This window comes from Burkholderia contaminans (assembly GCF_029633825.1).
Lineage (GTDB): Bacteria > Pseudomonadota > Gammaproteobacteria > Burkholderiales > Burkholderiaceae > Burkholderia > Burkholderia contaminans.
The window spans coordinates 153,517-169,386 of record NZ_CP090643.1 but is presented as its reverse complement, the minus strand read 5'-3'; the positions used below and the strand labels follow the sequence as shown (position 1 = coordinate 169,386).

General features: G+C 59.6%; 17 protein-coding genes. 6 read left to right on the top strand and 11 right to left on the bottom strand.

The genetic code is table 11. The features are described 5' to 3' along the window. Positions 1–36: 36 nt before the first annotated feature. The 7 genes from LXE91_RS39915 to LXE91_RS39885 form a co-directional block, all read right to left on the bottom strand. Positions 37–417, bottom strand: a complete 381-nt coding sequence (locus tag LXE91_RS39915; protein ID WP_046543759.1) for a hypothetical protein — start codon at positions 415–417, stop codon at positions 37–39. Further along, on the bottom strand, positions 414–1,040 hold the full coding sequence (locus LXE91_RS39910) for a hypothetical protein (RefSeq protein WP_135370873.1): 627 nt from the start codon (positions 1,038–1,040) through the stop codon (positions 414–416). The genes LXE91_RS39915 and LXE91_RS39910 overlap by 4 nt, the downstream gene beginning before the upstream one ends. Before the next feature lie 114 nt (positions 1,041–1,154). After that, on the bottom strand, positions 1,155–1,865 hold the full coding sequence (locus LXE91_RS39905; protein WP_046543757.1) for a hypothetical protein: 711 nt from the start codon (positions 1,863–1,865) through the stop codon (positions 1,155–1,157). Positions 1,866–2,954: 1,089 nt separating this feature from the next. Further along, positions 2,955–3,245, bottom strand: coding sequence for an H-NS histone family protein (locus tag LXE91_RS39900; RefSeq protein WP_046543755.1), 291 nt, complete (start codon positions 3,243–3,245; stop codon positions 2,955–2,957). A 348-nt stretch (positions 3,246–3,593) separates the two neighbouring features. Beyond that, the gene (locus LXE91_RS39895) at positions 3,594–5,801 is read right to left on the bottom strand and encodes a TerB N-terminal domain-containing protein (RefSeq protein WP_122173815.1); all 2,208 of its coding nucleotides are present in this window, start codon (positions 5,799–5,801) and stop codon (positions 3,594–3,596) included. 385 nt (positions 5,802–6,186) lie between these two features. Then, a complete protein-coding gene (locus LXE91_RS39890; RefSeq protein WP_077234755.1) occupies positions 6,187–6,993 on the bottom strand; it encodes a hypothetical protein in 807 nt (268 codons plus the stop codon). 69 nt (positions 6,994–7,062) lie between these two features. After that, positions 7,063–7,845 (bottom strand): hypothetical protein, encoded by a 783-nt coding sequence (locus LXE91_RS39885; RefSeq protein ID WP_046543752.1) that lies wholly within the window; start codon positions 7,843–7,845, stop codon positions 7,063–7,065. A 579-nt stretch (positions 7,846–8,424) separates the two neighbouring features. On the opposite strand from LXE91_RS39885, the gene LXE91_RS39880 reads away from it, so the two are divergent. The 3 genes from LXE91_RS39880 (at position 8,425) to LXE91_RS39870 (ending at position 10,840) form a co-directional block, all read left to right on the top strand. After that, on the top strand, positions 8,425–8,796 hold the full coding sequence (locus LXE91_RS39880) for a hypothetical protein (protein WP_135370872.1): 372 nt from the start codon (positions 8,425–8,427) through the stop codon (positions 8,794–8,796). A 324-nt stretch (positions 8,797–9,120) separates the two neighbouring features. After that, complete coding sequence (locus tag LXE91_RS39875; protein WP_046543750.1) at positions 9,121–9,939, top strand: hypothetical protein; 819 nt, start codon at positions 9,121–9,123, stop codon at positions 9,937–9,939. A 148-nt stretch (positions 9,940–10,087) separates the two neighbouring features. Continuing rightward, a complete protein-coding gene (locus tag LXE91_RS39870; RefSeq protein WP_046543749.1) occupies positions 10,088–10,840 on the top strand; it encodes a hypothetical protein in 753 nt (250 codons plus the stop codon). Between the two features lie 160 nt (positions 10,841–11,000). Here the strand turns inward: LXE91_RS39870 and LXE91_RS39865 are convergent, their stop codons facing one another. The 4 genes from LXE91_RS39865 to tnpA are packed head-to-tail and all read right to left on the bottom strand — an operon-like array spanning position 11,001 to position 13,976. Then, a complete protein-coding gene (locus LXE91_RS39865) occupies positions 11,001–11,597 on the bottom strand; it encodes a plasmid pRiA4b ORF-3 family protein (protein WP_046543748.1) in 597 nt (198 codons plus the stop codon). An 11-nt stretch (positions 11,598–11,608) separates the two neighbouring features. After that, positions 11,609–13,150, bottom strand: coding sequence for an IS66 family transposase (gene tnpC / locus LXE91_RS39860; RefSeq protein ID WP_046543995.1), 1,542 nt, complete (start codon positions 13,148–13,150; stop codon positions 11,609–11,611). Positions 13,151–13,200: 50 nt separating this feature from the next. Beyond that, positions 13,201–13,548, bottom strand: a complete 348-nt coding sequence (gene tnpB, locus LXE91_RS39855) for an IS66 family insertion sequence element accessory protein TnpB (protein WP_046543747.1) — start codon at positions 13,546–13,548, stop codon at positions 13,201–13,203. Next, the gene (gene tnpA / locus LXE91_RS39850; RefSeq protein WP_070162827.1) at positions 13,545–13,976 is read right to left on the bottom strand and encodes an IS66-like element accessory protein TnpA; all 432 of its coding nucleotides are present in this window, start codon (positions 13,974–13,976) and stop codon (positions 13,545–13,547) included. Before tnpA ends, tnpB begins: the two co-directional genes overlap by 4 nt. Before the next feature lie 581 nt (positions 13,977–14,557). Between tnpA and LXE91_RS39845 the strand changes: the two genes are divergently transcribed. The 3 genes from LXE91_RS39845 (at position 14,558) to LXE91_RS39835 (ending at position 15,662) form a co-directional block, all read left to right on the top strand. Continuing rightward, entirely contained in the window at positions 14,558–14,824 is a 267-nt protein-coding gene (locus LXE91_RS39845) for a hypothetical protein (protein ID WP_226292527.1), read from the top strand. Positions 14,825–14,877: 53 nt separating this feature from the next. Then, positions 14,878–15,204 carry a hypothetical protein gene (locus tag LXE91_RS39840; RefSeq protein ID WP_046543744.1) on the top strand — a complete coding sequence of 109 codons (327 nt, stop codon included), beginning with the start codon at positions 14,878–14,880 and terminating at the stop codon, positions 15,202–15,204. A gap of 200 nt (positions 15,205–15,404) precedes the next feature. Next, positions 15,405–15,662, top strand: coding sequence for a hypothetical protein (locus LXE91_RS39835; protein WP_046543743.1), 258 nt, complete (start codon positions 15,405–15,407; stop codon positions 15,660–15,662). Positions 15,663–15,870: the final 208 nt, after the last annotated feature.

Below are 15,870 nucleotides of genomic sequence, written 5' to 3'. Positions count from 1 at the left end.
CGTCTCTTGGCATAGGGTGGGCGCACACCGGTGACGTCATGCTCTTTGAAGTTCTTCCGCACACCAGTCGACACGAGTTAGCCGCAGGTCGGAGAGCATCTTGGCGATCATAGCGCCATAAAATTGTTCGACTGAATACTGCGTTTGGACGTCTAGTGGGCCGACCACATCGAGCGACGACGAGCCTCGAATTGGGGCGAGGAGCAGATCGAGTGATGCGGTGTATCTACCGGGAAGCTCGAAGCGTGGCTCGAACAACGCTTGCTCGTATGCCTGCAAGACGACGAAGAGGACGTCGACGAGCTTCATCTCACGATGATAGATAGGACCCAGAACATGCTCCCGTAGCGCGATCCAGGTCGTATCACTGCCAGCAGCCTTGACATACCTTAGCAGGGCCTTCAACGTTTGGTTCATGCGCCCGGTCTCCCTCTTTTTGCTCGCTTGATCAAAACTTTCGCGGCCGCACTTGCGACACGCTCGTCACCGTAAATCCGGGTCCATTGTTCCTGTGCGAATTTCCAGTCTCTTAGTTCTGAGCGATACGAAATTACACGGTTGCGGTAATCGCTTAGTAGTTCGAGATCGTGCTGGGTGAAGCTGCGCTCCATCATTCTCACGGCATTTCGAAATCGGTCGACGGCTGCAGTACTCCAGGTGAATTGTTGCAGGAAAGAGTCGCGCAGTATTTCGTCGAGTTCCCACATCCCATCGGTCGTGAGGGGCGAGTGCCTTGTCCAGGCCGTACATGCACGAGCCGCAAGATAGCTTGCCACAAGCAGTGCGAGCGATAGGATCACTGCGGATCTCAGCACTGTCCCCATGCGTTGGGCTGGATCAAGGCTGGCCGCTCGGGCGATCTGGAGGATGTCTGGCAATGCGATGGCGATCGCGCATCCGACGAAAACGATAGCCTCACCTCCGTATACGCCTACCATCAAGCGAGCGCGCACCCGCATGGCTTTCAATGCTTCGGTCGACGGGGCACGCGGCCCGACCGGAATACTCGGCGCGGCTTCATCGTTAGAGGTTGCGATCATAGGGCAGGTAGACGATGCGGACAGACTCTATTTGACGGTGCCTGGACATCTTGAAGCGGCGCGCTCAGCTTGACGTCCTCGCTGACTGCCCCTTCCGACGTCGATGTCCGGGTCCTAGTCGGTTCCAAAATTAGGTTTGACTTTGATCTCTCCGGCGGGGATAACGACGATGCCGCGCTTTTTGGAGACCTCGTTCATCACGGCGTCAATGTTCGCTTTGAGTTTGACGCTGGTTCCTTCGGTATAGCTCGGCCAGGGAACGAAGGGCGCCGAGTAGTCGCGACCTAGTCGGATCGTCTGAGGGCACCGATAGGCCGCGGTGCTTCCATCGATCCGCACGAGGAGCATGTCGGCGTTGCAGTCCAGGCGTTCACCAGCGAACGAGACTGCCATTTGACCGGAGTGGTCGCGATCCCGGAAAAACACGAAGTGGTCGATCGCCGTGAAGGAGACATAGGCACCGCCAACTGCTGCCCAGAGGGAGAAGACGACCGCAGGCCCAACCTCTTGCTTGGAGATGTGTCGACAGTATTTCATGTAGAACTTTGTGCCAAATGCTATCAGGCTCAAAGCACCGAATATGAGGTAGGCAACGGGGCTCCAGTTGAACGCGTCACCAGCAATTCCACCGTCACGGTCGAGAGTTAGTATCTCGGCCCCGAGGAGAAAGCCGAAGACCGCCGCGACGCAAGATAGGACATGGCCGGCCATAAACAAACGCGATGCCAAGGAGCCACGGCCGGCCTCGACGTTCCGAGACGCAAGACGAACGGCCGCGAACAGGTGCGCGTACATGAGGAAGCAGTTAACGAAGAGAAATGGCATGTCGGATCGGTGAGAGAGCCAGCGGTATTTTGCTGTCAAAGGTGGTATATCGGCAGGTGGCCGTCAATTCTGAACGGCCGATGACTCAGCAGTCACGCCCGAACGAGGCTCACCCATTGGCTCTTCGGAAGCCGCTTTGATGGTCCGCCAGATGCCATAGTGTAGATGGCATGGCGCGAGTTGACCTCCGCAATGATGATCCGGTCACCTCCGAGCCACCACTCGCTCCCCGGAGCAAGAGTTGGGCTCGCCAAGCTGCGGCGGGCCTTGCGCCAATATCGCTTATTCGCCCTCTCGAGTTCACGGAGGCGGACGGCATGCCGCTCGTGTGCATTCATGCCCGTGTTGTTGACATCTTGGAAGAGCATTGACTTCCCGAAGAGGAAGACCATTGGCAACCAAAGGGAAGTTGTGATCAGACAGGCCACGACAAGGCCCGCTATGGTGAGAGCAGTGAGCAAGGGACTCTCCTCAAAGGCCCGGTGGGTACTGATGGCGAGAGGCTGGCACATCGTTGGTTCCGCGGATGGAGGCCACGGCATCTGCTCGCTGCTCCGGGGTTAGGACCGACAACAACGCGGTTTTTGCCTCACGGATTGCTCGCGCCGCGGCGGATGTCGAACCAGTCGCCTGGTTGCGGCCGGCGTGCCAGAGGTGTCCGTATGCACGCTTCACAGCGCCAGTCCATCCGGCTGCCTCTGTTGGTTGTCCGACAGCGCCCGTGGAACTCGGCTCTATAAACTCGACATTCCAGTGGACGCAGAATTTCCGGAACTCGTCTTCACCGAACGCATGGACGTAGCCGAAACCTCGAGCAGCAATCAGAAACACCTCTCTGCCGTGGTGAAGGTCACACTGCGTTCTAGCGACATCCCGTAAGGGCTCACCTTCTCCAGTGCGATAGTCAACAAAGCAGACGACACTCGATCGCCTAGCCAATTCCGCGAGCAGCTCATAGTTGCGTGAGCCAAGGTAACCGGCAATCGTGCTTGCGTTCGAATACATGTTTCGCCTCGCGTTGGCAGGTTCGCTCGTGAACTAGGTGCTGCTCGGGGGCGGGGCGAGCGATCAGCCCCGGCTCGAGTTGGTTCAATGGACGATCAGGAACTGGTCGCGGTTTTTCCCAGCGATCCACACGGGCGGCTTGCCACGACCCGTCCAGGTTTTGCCCGAGCTCGGGTCGCGGTATTTAGGAGGAACGGGTCGCTTGGTGTATTTCCGAGTCTTCTTGCCAGTCAGCTCGGCGACCGAAATATCGTAGATGCGCATCATCTCTTGGATATTCTCAACAGCTTGTCCGCGTTCCAGGTCGCGTGCTTCCTGGATTTGCTTTTCCAGCGCTTCACGTTGGGCGAGGAGGCTTTTGTAGCTGGTGCTCATGACTGGGTAACCCTTTCTAAATGGCAGCGAATCAAAGATTGGCAGCGAGCTACGCAGTTTGCGTGCGAACGTTGCCCCTATTTGCATATACGACAATGGCAGTCGATGTTTCACCCCCTCTGGCGAAAAAAATATTCGCGAAGCGGACTAGAGGCTGGAGTTCTATTTATTGTGGGACTCGGTGAGCATTTGACGAGACCCAGGATGGCAACAGTGCAGTCCGGCAGCGCCTATTTTCGGAGGAAGGGTTTTAGATTCAAGATCCGGTCGGCCATCTGCTTTCTCGTTGTATTTTTGGTAATGGCCGACGCTTAGGCTGGGCCGGCTGGCGCCGGCCCGGGAGTCGTTTCAGTTCCGTATAGCCGCTAACGGGCCAGGGTTAAATTCAATCGGATCGTCGCCCTCAAGCAAAGGCTCGTCGAAAGCCTCGAAGGCTGCGTCGTTGATTCTCTCTACAGCGCCGGCTGTCATTACTCCGTGCGCAGCACACGCTGCTGCGAAATCGGCGACTGCCCATGTATCTCGCGCGATCAGCTCCCGCAACAGTGCGCCGTGGCGGCCATCCAGGGTGGGCAGTGCCGAGAATTCCACTTCCGCTCCTGCCGTGGTCGACACCATTTCCTGCGGGGTCTTAGTCGCTACCCCGTCGACGGGGCGCGGAGTTTGTTCGAGCGGATCAGCGAAAATCGACGTAAGGACGTCGTCGACGGCAGCGGTCTCCTTCCGAAGCGCAGCAATACGCTCGACGTCAAGTGCTCCCCGATTGACGCTTGTGCCACCATGAGCCACCGGCGTGTTTGAGCCGATGCTTGCATGAGCAAGGTCATACAGGGATTTGGAATCGACGCCCAGCATCGCAAAGTACTTCTCCAGTTGCCGGACCATCGCAACTTGTTCGATTGCCCCGCCCGCACGGGCTATCTCAACTAGTTCGGAGGCGAGCGACTCCTTGTCCGAAAGGTCGATCAGTTCAGTTTGCTTCTTGAGGGCGCTCTTACCCCGGAAAGCGGGGGCCTCAGGCGCTGTAAGTGCAACCAAAAGCGCTTGCAGCCTGACGTGGGCTTCATCAGGGAGGTCCTCCCAACGATGGATGATGGCGTTCGCCGCGTCTAACGCCGCACTAGGGTTTGGTGCGCCGAAGCGAATCAGGTCCGAGAAGAACACGACGCAGGCGCATCTGGTGTGGTGCTTCGTGTGGAGCGGCAGCAAGTCAGTGCTCTTCTCACGGGGCGCTTCGGCGAGGGGCTGATCTCCGGACCGGAAGAGAACGATTGGTGTCGACGCACCTGGCGTGATTGCCCCATGCCGCGGATCCGGCTCCACTCCGACACCGAGATAGGTCTCAATTTGCGCAATCAGCGCCGATGCCGGGATTCTTTCAAGAACTTGGTCCGCGTTGAGTGGGGCGAGCAGTCCAGACAGAGTGGTCGGCTCAGTCACCACGACCCCGGCGCTAAGATCTGCGAGGATCAGTGCAAGTCGCTCCCAGACGGGACCTGGCCACCGAGAGCAGGGCAACGTCAAACGGGCGATTGGGGCGTCTGCAGGCGCACTGTAGCGGGCCACAAAGCGCGAGTATCTGGCGAGCTCGTCTGCAGCCGAAATGGCGATCGCTTCAACGATTCGGCCCAATCCGGCCTCATCGGATGTTACGTCCGGCAACGGAAGCGCTTCGTGGACCGCACCAAGCGCCATCGATACAGGCTGGTACGACAGTTGGAGGCTCTTAGTAGACAGCGGCGGCGCCCACGTCGCAAGGTTGATCCGGAACTGTCGATGGCAGAGGTCCGCAAAGATGGCTGTGAACATCTCCTGGTGACGCTTCGCGGCAGTCGGTTTAAGAAAGCGACTGTCGTTTAGGTACCAGGCGGTCAGCCATTCAGCCGGAAGCTCATGGCGCTCATGGAATGCATGCGAAAGTGCGTGACGGAGGAGGGCTTCTTTCGCCTGTGAATTCCCGTCCAGTAGGAGAGATCGCGGCGCGAGTTGGCCGCCGCCGTAGACGTATCGGCAGAAATCGAGCAACGCGCGGGCTCGGTGAGTGAAGCTGGCGTTTCTGTACGTTTTGATGAGGCCATCGATCTCAGCACAAATCGCTGGAATTTCGTCGCGGGCTGCCGGATCGGTGCGTGCATCGACCGTGGCCCGGCGCTCGAGCCCGTAGAAGAACAGGTAAACGTAGCCAATGTCAGCGCCCGGATTGCGTCGTCCGCCTGACAACCAATTGAGGTAAGCCGCACGGGCGGTCGGGCTTGCGTTGTCGTATGTCGGATAGAGCGGAAGGTGCCTGATCAAGAAATTTTCATCTCGGCCGACGGGCAAGGATTCGTCGATCAGACTTGGCTCCGCTTTGGTCAGGCCATCGCGACCGGCGCTGCCGCAGAGGTATACCAGACCGTCTGGCAGCGAGAAGTGGTGCACGTTTACGCGCATTCCCGCTGGAACCCAATGCGCGGTTAGTCCTGCAGCTGAGAATGCTCTCGGTGCCGTCCTGATCGAAAAGACTTCTGGTTTGTCCTGGTTCAGATCGGTCTCGAAGAAGTGGTCGGGAGGCATGGTATCCAAAGAGAGCGAGGAAGGGGCTGTGGATGTGCGGGGAGGAGCCGAATTCGCAGCTCGCGGAGCCGCGCGAGGCTTCGAATTCGGAAAAGCGGTGCTATCCGGCGATAAAGGCGGCTCACCTTTCACGGGTTGCTTGGCTTTTCGGTGTTGGTTCCAAAGGGCGCCGCAGCTGAGGGCCAACCAATACCCGATTTTGACGCTTGCTGGCAGATGCGTGAGTTGCAGGACTAGCCCGACAACGAAGAGCATTATGAGCAGCCACCCGGCGCCACCGGTTCCCATAGTGCTCGTGCCAGCAGCCAACCTTGCTTTGCGCGTACGGCGAGTAACTCGACTCATGACGCCTCCTGTAAATGCTCACCATGCGTCCCGTATTCCCTCACCCTTTGGCCCGATGCCCGAGGAGTACGCCGGCAAGCCGACCGAATAGGCGACTGGGCGCGGAATGGGGCGATCGGTCGACGTCGCCGGTAGATGCGACTTTGCCGTGAGCATACTTGCATGCTGGACATGGTTTTGGGGCCGCGGCAATGTCCAGCCGCATCTTGACCCCATCGGCGACCCGTAGGCTGATCACCGATTCGGGTTCGATCCGCGCGTTGCCGAGGACACCTCGAAACCAGTCCCACACGCCAGGATGTCCGAGCATGTTCTCGAGGCCATAGGTGTCTATCCAATCGCGGCAGATGGGGGGGCGCCGCGCGAAGTGGGTACGCACCTTCCCGTCTCGTTCAAAGTAGATGAATACTCGCGGGCGTGGCCATGAATAGCTCGCGCCTAGGTGCCTCTGTTCCCAGCCACGCAGCTCGACCGGATTCAACTGTCTGCCGACGATGCGACGTTGCACTTCTATCTCGACCGCACCGCCTTTGCGCTCAAATTCGTCGAGATCGAGGAGCTCAGCGATCACGGGTACACCATCCTCGTAGCCCCGCTCGTCGAGCGTCACCGCACACACGATGATCGCGTCCCGCTCGGGTACATATAGTCCTAGATAGCCGCACTCGCTGTCAGCGTGGCTGAGAAGGACGGCAAGCCCAGTGCGAATTGCGGCCTCGAGGCTCGACGGTGGCATGCGGGCGATGTCAGTGGCCCGCTCATGGGCGAGGCGACCCAATCGGACGTCGTCGATGACGTGGCTGTAGCGGCTCAACGCGCGATAGCGCCTCTCTTCTCGAATGATCAAACAGTACCTCTGTGAAACCGGAAAAAATGAGTCTAGGCGACGTCTGTCTTAACGGCGGGGGCGGGGAACTTAACGGCAAATGTGTTTTTCCAGTGCCGTCGCCGGCGCAGCGAGACCAGAGAAGATCCTGGAGCGCGGCGCTTTCCCTGCGCAGCAGGAGCACGGTAGCGCCGGCGCATTCACGTCCAGTTCGACAGCGTGCGTATCCGCGATGCGGATAGCGACGACCCGTTCGACCGGTAGGCCGTGTAGCTTCGCCTGCGCCTGGTACCAGTCAAGAAACCCTGGATGACCAGCTGCATTCTGGAGAGAGTGCGTTTCCACGAAGTCACGGCATACCGGGGCATTGTGGAAGACGAGCTGGGCGGGACGTTCGCCTGGCAGGTCGTCGTCACGACGAAACCAGGTAGTCACCCGATAGCGGGCTGTCGGGAGAAAGCCGCCGAAGTAGCGGATCTCCCATGCCCGAAACGAGACCGGGTCGAGCGCCTGGGACGCCGCGGTACGCAGGCGCGTGACTGATACCGGGCCGGCATCATTCTCGAACTGCTCCTTTGTGAGTACCGTGACGATGCAGGGCGATGCTTCCGGCGCGGGATGGTGCGCAAGCACGGCGACGCAGAAGGAATCCTGGTCACGGTTGTAGACCAGGTGGTAGGTGCGGACTCGATTGCCGGTTGTGCTTTGCCACGGCAAGATCACCGCGCCGCCGCTAGCTACGAAGCTGCGCAGGCGCTCGCCATCGAGTCCCGTGCGAGACAAGGTGCGCTCGCACGCATGGTGAGTCAGATGGAGACCGGGCATGCGGGGTCGAAGGTCGCGGCCGATGGCCGTCGGGTTTGCGTAGTGCATGAATTTCTCCGTGTTATGCCTCTCGGCGGTAGCAACGGATTCATGGTCGCGCGCATTTTTTCGATTACAAGCCGCGAGCCCGACGGGGGCGATCCTTCGTGTTCCACGAATTCCGTACGCAATCCCGGTTGTGGTACAGTCCGATCAGCCGTTTGATCGGCATTCCCTCTAACGGCGCACGCCGCCACCCTTCACCTCCATACTCGCTTCGCACGGTCTTATGACCTCGCAAAGCTCCAATCGCTCCTTTCGAACGCCCTCGGTGGCAATAAGGAGCAAAAATGAAATGCAATCTTGGTCCGCAACAGCAGCACGAGCCGTTGGAGACGCCCCCAGCGCTTCGGCCCGGAATCGATAAGGCGATAGATGGGATCGGCGCCCTAGTGCGAATTCCGTTGGATCGCATTCGATTGCCGGCACCGTCGAGTGAAGCGATCGGCAGACTGGCGGCGCGGGTCATTGGTGGACATAGCGACCTTCGGCCCGGGGAATAGAATGTCCTGGAGCCGCCAAGTTACCGAAGGAGATGAGTGCCCGCACTGCGGCCAACGGAGGCTCGCCCAGGTCCAGGAGGCGTTCGTGGGCGATGTGAATGTCATCGGCCAGTGCTTCGGCTGCGACTTTCGGTTTGACGCAGTGGATTGCGACGGTAGTCAGCCTCCGACGGTACGAACCAATCGTAGGGATGGGGTGATTATCACGGGCGAAGGTCTCGAGCGGCATGCCCATTGCACCGGTAGCCTTCTGGTTGCGCGATCGCGCAATTTGCTCGAAGCAGAGAAACCTGCACCGGAGGCTTGGTGCATCTTCGTCACGGACGATGACCTGGTCGTCGTCGCCGGGGACTGTCCGAAATCTCACGTCCTCGACGAGTACGTTGCTGAGGCGCGCGAGATCCTCGATGGCTTGATCGTCACAGCGTCGGAGTTCCTACCGACGATCAGGCTATGAGTGGACGAGCAAGCCAAGTCGAGCCACGGAGCTCACCGGTGATCAGGCGAGGAGATCTTTCTTCCATCTCGCTGAACTCTTGACCGATGAAAGTTGTATGACCCGCTGACGTGCCCACGCGGGTCCGGCGGGTCGAAACGACAGGGCTACGGCGATTGGCTTCGCAAGCTCGAGACAAATCGCAGTAACAAGCTGCATGCCGGCGTTCCGCCGACACCGATACTTTCCGCCAAAGGTTTCAGCCAACGCACTAATGAGCGCTGGCTCGAACCAATCCTCTCCGATTTTTCTGCCCGAAACGGGCATCACCTGGAGAGATCTACAATGAATCACAAAAAGACCGTTGAGGGCGCGCCCTCGGAGCTCATCGGTACCTCGCGCCGCCAGGGCGGGCCGTACGAAGCGCTAGCCGACGACCAGCGGCGTGCACTCGCATATGTCTATGGCAAGCGGGGACTCGACATCACATCCCTAACCGCAGATGAAATGGATGGACTCGCTGAGCTCTATCTGTCAGGGGCCGCCCAGTGCGACGCTGATCCTTCGGCGGTTCAAGTCTTCAGGCGCCGGCTCATCCGCATCTGGCATAAAGTTCATTTGCCGGCATTCGAAGCGAATATCGATCTCTGCGATCGCGTCCTAGAGGTCATCCGGGCAGTGTATCCAGAGGCGTGGGCCGAAATCCGGACTATTGAGGCAACGGCGTGGATCGACGTATTTGTTGATGACGAAATGCTCGGTTCGGTGTGGAGAGACGGTCCGAACCTCGGGGTGACACTGTGGCAGAACCATCTGGACTGGCGCGGCCAGTACGTCGAGCCGGTGGAGGTTCCGACGCCGGGCTTTCTTTCGGTGTCCGCGGCTTGCCGAGCTTTACTTGGGTTCGGGGAGAACAAGCCTGTCGTGGTCCAGGGCGGTATGGACCGAGAGCTTCATGATGATCTTAGTCACGTGCAAGATGTCGGTGGTTTGCACCGGATGTCGATAGTCGCGAGATTGCAGGTGCCGGCCGCGTACGCTAGAAGAGAAGAGAGCGATCTCAAAGCATTCGCAGCCGAGCGGCTCGCGCTTGCCTCCCGTCTTGTTCCGGAGTTGGAGTTTCGCCTCGTTACAGGACCCATGCGGGATACGACTGAAGCGTAGCAGTTGTCGTCTGGAGTCTCTTCCTGAGAAATCTTGAATCACACCCGCCGGGCTGCTTCTAGTGCCGGCGGGCTTCTTTCCCCGTCAACCGGACCGGGAAGGTCTGACCTCCTTTACTCAGCCGAAATCGGCAAAAAGGAGAAAATCAGTGAACAGCGATCTCAATGCAGTAGCGGAAACGTTCGGAGCCGGTGGAATAGCCGACGCGATGTTGCGTCTTGAAACTACCTTCGGCCTCGAGCATCCGGTCTTTACCCGTGGCGACCATCAGCGCGAGCTGTCGTCTGGCGACTCGCGTCTCGACGCGTACTGGGAATGGACAGCTCATCAAGTGGAAGCGGATGACATGACTGTCGAAAGGGCAGTATGGCTCGCGACCGTGAAGGAGGGGGATCGAATCTGGTGGGAAGATCCGGACGCCAGCAGTTCGTCTGACTGGTACACGGTGCTTCAGATCAAGAGCGATTCAGGGCGAATTGACTGTTCGGACGTAATCGTGGTGCTCACTACTACTTCAGGGAGCCTAAGCGAGGTTCATCCGCGGGAACTACACAAGCAATCTCCTTGGGCGAGTCTTCCCGAAGTGCCGGCGAGCCGGCACGCCGCGGCATATCGTGCTCTGAAAACGTACTTTTTCGGAAACGATGTCGTGCTCGACGAAATGGACGATGCATGGCGCCGATCGGCTTCCGGGGATGAATGGACTATGTTGGTCGTCGTTCAGACCCCCGGAGATGACGATGGCCCTTCCTCGGAGTCGCTGTCGTTCACCGTTCGGTTTGCCCCTAACGGTCCGGCAGTGGTCGAGGCATTCGCTATCGATTCTGTGGGCACTGTATGGGGACATCAGTCGGGCACCCATCTCCTTCCCCCCCAAAGAAACGCGGTTGAAGGAAGCTAAAACCGAGGCGATGGTGCTACGCGTGAAGGCCCTGGGGCTCCTCCAGCAAGCGGAAGCGGTCGACGCGCTCAAACCTTTTGTGGTCTTGATTGGTCACGGCGATGAAACCACTGCGTGTCTGGCTTGGAATGTAAGCGTCAATCTGAGGCCGTCTTGACGATCAGAACTTGACCTCTGAGAGGCGCTGATTCGCGAGCACGAGATCAAAGTCGGCGGGATTGAAGCTGCCGCCACACCACTCGAGGAAGTGGTCGTGCTCCTCGTGCGTCGGATCGGTGATCGCTCCGAGGAAGTCGGCATATCCTGGCACTCCCCCGACGTCTTCCGGTGGACACGCATTCTGCCCGTCCAGGCACATCGGCCGGCGCATGTCTGGATCAGGCACCAGCGCCTTCTCGACTTTGATCCGATGCTGCCAGTTGTCACCGTAGTCGTAGATATAGGTGAATGACTTCAGCCCGCCGAGCGCCTTCGACAGTGTGACCCGTGCTTCATTGAGCATTGGTGGATCGCTCTGGAATCCGAAGTCATCAGGTTCACCATAGTTGGTTTCGCCGAAGACGAACTCGTGCAGGTGCCCGCCTTCCCAGCCCATGGCCAGTTGCAGCACGACATGCAGCTTGCCCAGCCGGATCGAGCCGGGAACGACGATTCGTCGCCAGATCTCCGGCTTGATGTACTTCAGCTCAACGCGCAGTACGTAATCGGGCACTGGCGCCTTGACCAGGCGCACGGCAGGTTTGCGGGGTTGGACCATCGGATTGATTCTCAGGCGGCTTGCTGTTCGATGTGTGCAGTCGGCATCAGGTGCCACGGCAGCAACTCGTCGATGCGGTTGATGGGATGATCGGCGATGCGCTCAAACACCGTGCGCAGGTAGGCAAACGGCTCGATGCCGTTCAGGCGCGCCGTACCGATCAGGCTATAGATCACCGCCGCGCTTTGGCCACCGCCGTCGGAGCCTGCGAACAGATAATTGCGCCTGCCGAGAACCAGCGGCCTGATCGCGCGCTCTGCCGTATTGTTGTCCACCTCGACGCGCCCGTCTTCGCAATAGCGTGTGAGAGCGTGCCAGTGCCCCAGTGAGTATCTAATCGCCTTCGCCAGCCCCGACTTCGCCGAGACCAGTGACAGCGTGTGTTCGAGCCAGGCCTTCAGCTCAGCGAGCAATGGGGCCGAGCGCTGCTGACGCGCAGACAGGCGCACGTTCGGCGTCTGGCCGCGAACCTCGCGCTCAACAACATACAGCGCCCCGATGCGGTGCAGTGCTTCTTCGGCAATCGGTGAGCTGTCCAGTTTGTATATGTCGTAGAACTTGCGCCGCGCATGGGCCCAGCACCCGGCCTCGATGACCGTGCCGTCACGATACAGCGCGTCATACCCGCTGAAGGCATCTGCCTGCAGGATTCCCGTGTAGCCCGCAAGATGTTCTCGAGGTCGCTCACCTTTGCGATCGGGTGAGTACCTGTACCAGACTGCTGGTGGCGCGCGGCTTCCCGCAGGGCGGTCATCCCGCACATAGGTCCACAGGCGCGCTGTGCGTGTCTTGCCACGCCCCGGCTCCAGCACAGGCACGGGCGTGTCGTCGGTATGAAGCTTGTCTGCGTCGCGCACGTAACGGCCGAGTGCATCAGACAGCGGCTGCAGTAGCGCCGCTGCTTCACGCACCCACGAAGCCAGTGTCGCGCGATCCAGTTCGATGCCGGCGCGGCGATAGATGCCGGCCTGCCGGTACAGCGGCGTATGGTCAGCGTACTTCGCGACGACGACCTGTGCGAGCAGCCCGGCACCCGCCATCGAGCGCGCTATCGGTCGCGAAGGTGCTGGCTCCTGTACCACTGCAGCACAGCGCGGGCAGCTCAGCTTCGGACGTACGTGACGCAGTACCTTGAAGTAGCCGGGTACATAGTCGAGCACCTCCGAGACGTCTTCGCCGAGCGCGCGCATCTGTTTGCCGCATTCCGGGCATCCGCAGCTCGTTGGCGTATGAACAACCGTATCGCGAGGCAAATGGGCAGGGAAGTGCCGCGGTTTGCGGCGCAGCGAATTGAGGTTCGTAGTAGCCGATGTATCCGCAGTCGCGGCATCAGGCACCTTCGCCGGTGCGGCCATATCTGCTTCAGGAACAGGCAGTTCACCGAGCGCGAGCTGCAGCTGGTCCATCAATTCTGTCATGCGCTCCGATGAGCGGCCGTACTGCCATCGCTTCAGCCTCGAGATCTCGGCCAGCAACTGCGCGATGGTCTCGTCACGCGAGGCAACGATGCGCTTGAGGGCGGCGATGTCATCGGGCAGATGGTTGGCAGGCATGCAGCCAGTGTAAATGAAGCCCACGCGCTTGTGGGTTCCCGCACCCGGCGTTACGCGGCGTGCGTCGGCTGCCACGTCCGCTCTGGATGCCGCCAGTCAATCCCCTCGAGCAGCATCGACAGTTGGGCAGCTGACAGATGGACTGTTCCCGAGTCCGCCTGCGGCCACACGAAGCGTCCTCGCTCGAGTCGTTTCGCGTACAGGTTCATGCCGTCGCCGCTCCACCATAAAATCTTGATGAGGTCACCGCGACGCCCACGAAACAGGAAGATGTGCCCCGAGAAAGGATCACGTCCGAGCGCTGACTGCACCAGCGTGGCAAGTCCGTCCATGCCACGGCGCATATCGGTAACGCCCGCTGCCAGCCATACGCGGGTACCGCCTGGCGGCGCAATCATGCTGGCATCAGGCAGCGCAGCACGAGGCGCAACTGCACGGGGTCCACCATGCCCGTGACGCGTACACGGGCACCGTTCAGTTCGATCTCGATGCCCGACGCTGCCGATACGCTCTCGCGATGTGGCTCGACAGGCCGTAGAGCGAGCGATGCCAGTTCTGAAGTTTCGCCGGTCGGTGCATCAGGTAGCGCTACAGGCAGCAACACCGCTGTGCTGTGCGCCACGCCTTCAAACAGGCCCGCCCGCAGTTGCCGACGCCACTTGAACACCATATTGGGATTCAGTCCGTGCGCCTGCGCGAGCTTGGCCACCGAAATACCCGGCTCGCACGCCGCGACGGCAACTTGCCGTCGGTACTCCGGCGTGTAGTTCGGTCGGCCCTTGCGGTTCGACGCTCGCGCATTCCGTGTGTCCAAAGTAGTCCCCATCACTTGAAGTAACGGACATCACTTTGGACACCGGCTGCAGCTCTGTCCATGCGGCCACGAAATGACGCTTACCTTGGAATCACAACGAGCCAAGTCGGAAGGAGGTGGAGGCTCTACTCGGAGGGGAGCTTGGGACGCGTTGCGGTCATCGCGTTCTGGTCGAGTCCAAAGTAACTCTGGAGGAGATCGCAGGCGTTGCGCTGAACGCTCGAATTCCCGACATTCTCAACTCAAAGATATCGCGGGAAGAGAACCGGGTGTCTCCCACCGTTGCGACGTGATCGATAAATGAGTGCCTAGCCCGCCGTTCTCCCAGAAATTGGGAGTGCGACGGGCAGTCGTTTGGACGGCATATCAGGTACTAGCAATCGATTTTAGGAAGTCCCCGCCTTCCTAAGGTCCCAGCGGTAAGGGCGCCCTGTTTGTGCTTGCGCCGGGGTGCGGGCATACTGTCCCGAAATGCAACCCCTTCTTGGAGTTTCTACGTTGTCTGCCGTTAGAAAGCTCATTCAGAGCGAACAAGTACGGTTGGCGTCCATTGGCAGCGGGGTAATTTGATCGTGTCGCCTGGACAGTTTGAATTGAACGAATCTGGTGTCCCGCAGTATCCGAAAGGTGATGCGCGACGCCTGTTTGTCGTGCTGGCCGCTATCGACTATCTCGAGCGCCCGACGATCACGAGTATCGCGGCGTACACCGGCCACAATAAGGGCACGATAGAGGCGGATGTTGCGAAGCTACGCGACCAGTACGGCGTGAAAATTGACCGAGAGGGGCCGGTGTTTGTCCTGCGGTCATGGGGTGACGTGCTGAAGAAGGCGGGGGTCAGAAAGCACTTGATAGGTTAGATTATCTAACCCATAATTGCCTTTATGTTCGGCTCACATTTGCCGATAAAGAAATGAGCGAGGCAACCGTGAACCTGATCCCCTCAACCGAAAGCATCCACCTCGAACGGGTGGCACTTGAGGCTACCTACCAGCGTGAGGCGTCGGAGGGTGTTCCGCACTTCGAGCGTCTTGCGGCAGTTACCGATCCGGTCATAACACCGTTTGTTCGCGCACTCAAGGCGGAGGGCTTTTCGATCAAGGCTCTTCGCAGCGGGTGCGATGTGTTGGGAACGTGCCCAACGTGCCGGGGACGCTATCTCTACACGGCGATCAAGGACGGCGTCGAGTACTCGATTTGCCCCCATTGCCGCGAGGCGGCAGATCGCAAGCGTAGTTGACCCGCGGTTCTCGCAGGCGAGGGGCTACTGCGGCGTTTCGCTGTTCCGAGGGGGATGTGATAAGCCCGCGGATTTAGACGACCAACCGGGCATCGAGCCATACAAGTTAATTGGCCAGTGCTTGCGCCCCTGCTGCAAGCATGAATGGATCTTCAGAGGCGCAAGAAGTGTCAACGGTATCGAGAGGGACGAGGAAAATCATGAGCAACGAGCATCGCGAAGTTGATTTGCGCGACGTGCTGAAACAGCGTGTCGAGGCGGGCGAGCCGATTTACATCAACAGCCAGAGTAATGGGGCGATCGAGTCAATGATCGAGGGAATAGCGAAAGAGACGGGTAAGCCGGTTCGCGTTGTGCAGATGGTGGAGACGGATAGCACGTCGCTTGAGGGCGCTAGCCTCGAATTCGCGGAAGCTGTGCGGGCGAGCTCGAACGTATCGATCCCCCTGAAGCGCTGAGGGGAATCAAACTGGCGCGCGAGCACCCCAGGCGCGGACTGATAGTCAACGGGGACTGCCCGGGGGTTGCAGCACGGGTGTCTAGGCAAGGGGGAAGCCATACGAGTCGAAGGCATTGCTCCTACTTGACCGTAGGCGATCCAGCCGAAACTGAATAGCTCGAGTCGGAAGCATGCTCATATCGCTCGGGACGGCGTTCAGGCGTCTG

What these genes read in the sequence shown, in the direction of transcription:
- tnpA (WP_070162827.1), bottom strand. Translation starts at nt 13,976, where the DNA reads ATGGGGACTACTTTGGACACACGGAATGCGCGAGCGTCGAACCGCAAG.
- LXE91_RS39900 (WP_046543755.1), bottom strand. Translation starts at nt 3,245, where the DNA reads ATGAGCACCAGCTACAAAAGCCTCCTCGCCCAACGTGAAGCGCTGGAA.
- LXE91_RS39915 (WP_046543759.1), bottom strand. Translation starts at nt 417, where the DNA reads ATGAACCAAACGTTGAAGGCCCTGCTAAGGTATGTCAAGGCTGCTGGC.
- LXE91_RS39905 (WP_046543757.1), bottom strand. Translation starts at nt 1,865, where the DNA reads ATGCCATTTCTCTTCGTTAACTGCTTCCTCATGTACGCGCACCTGTTC.
- LXE91_RS39895 (WP_122173815.1), bottom strand. Translation starts at nt 5,801, where the DNA reads ATGCCTCCCGACCACTTCTTCGAGACCGATCTGAACCAGGACAAACCA.
- tnpB (WP_046543747.1), bottom strand. Translation starts at nt 13,548, where the DNA reads ATGATTGCGCCGCCAGGCGGTACCCGCGTATGGCTGGCAGCGGGCGTT.
- tnpC (WP_046543995.1), bottom strand. Translation starts at nt 13,150, where the DNA reads ATGCCTGCCAACCATCTGCCCGATGACATCGCCGCCCTCAAGCGCATC.
- LXE91_RS39875 (WP_046543750.1), top strand. Translation starts at nt 9,121, where the DNA reads ATGAATCACAAAAAGACCGTTGAGGGCGCGCCCTCGGAGCTCATCGGT.
- LXE91_RS39865 (WP_046543748.1), bottom strand. Translation starts at nt 11,597, where the DNA reads ATGGTCCAACCCCGCAAACCTGCCGTGCGCCTGGTCAAGGCGCCAGTG.
- LXE91_RS39835 (WP_046543743.1), top strand. Translation starts at nt 15,405, where the DNA reads ATGAGCAACGAGCATCGCGAAGTTGATTTGCGCGACGTGCTGAAACAG.
- LXE91_RS39840 (WP_046543744.1), top strand. Translation starts at nt 14,878, where the DNA reads ATGAGCGAGGCAACCGTGAACCTGATCCCCTCAACCGAAAGCATCCAC.
- LXE91_RS39885 (WP_046543752.1), bottom strand. Translation starts at nt 7,845, where the DNA reads ATGCACTACGCAAACCCGACGGCCATCGGCCGCGACCTTCGACCCCGC.
- LXE91_RS39910 (WP_135370873.1), bottom strand. Translation starts at nt 1,040, where the DNA reads ATGATCGCAACCTCTAACGATGAAGCCGCGCCGAGTATTCCGGTCGGG.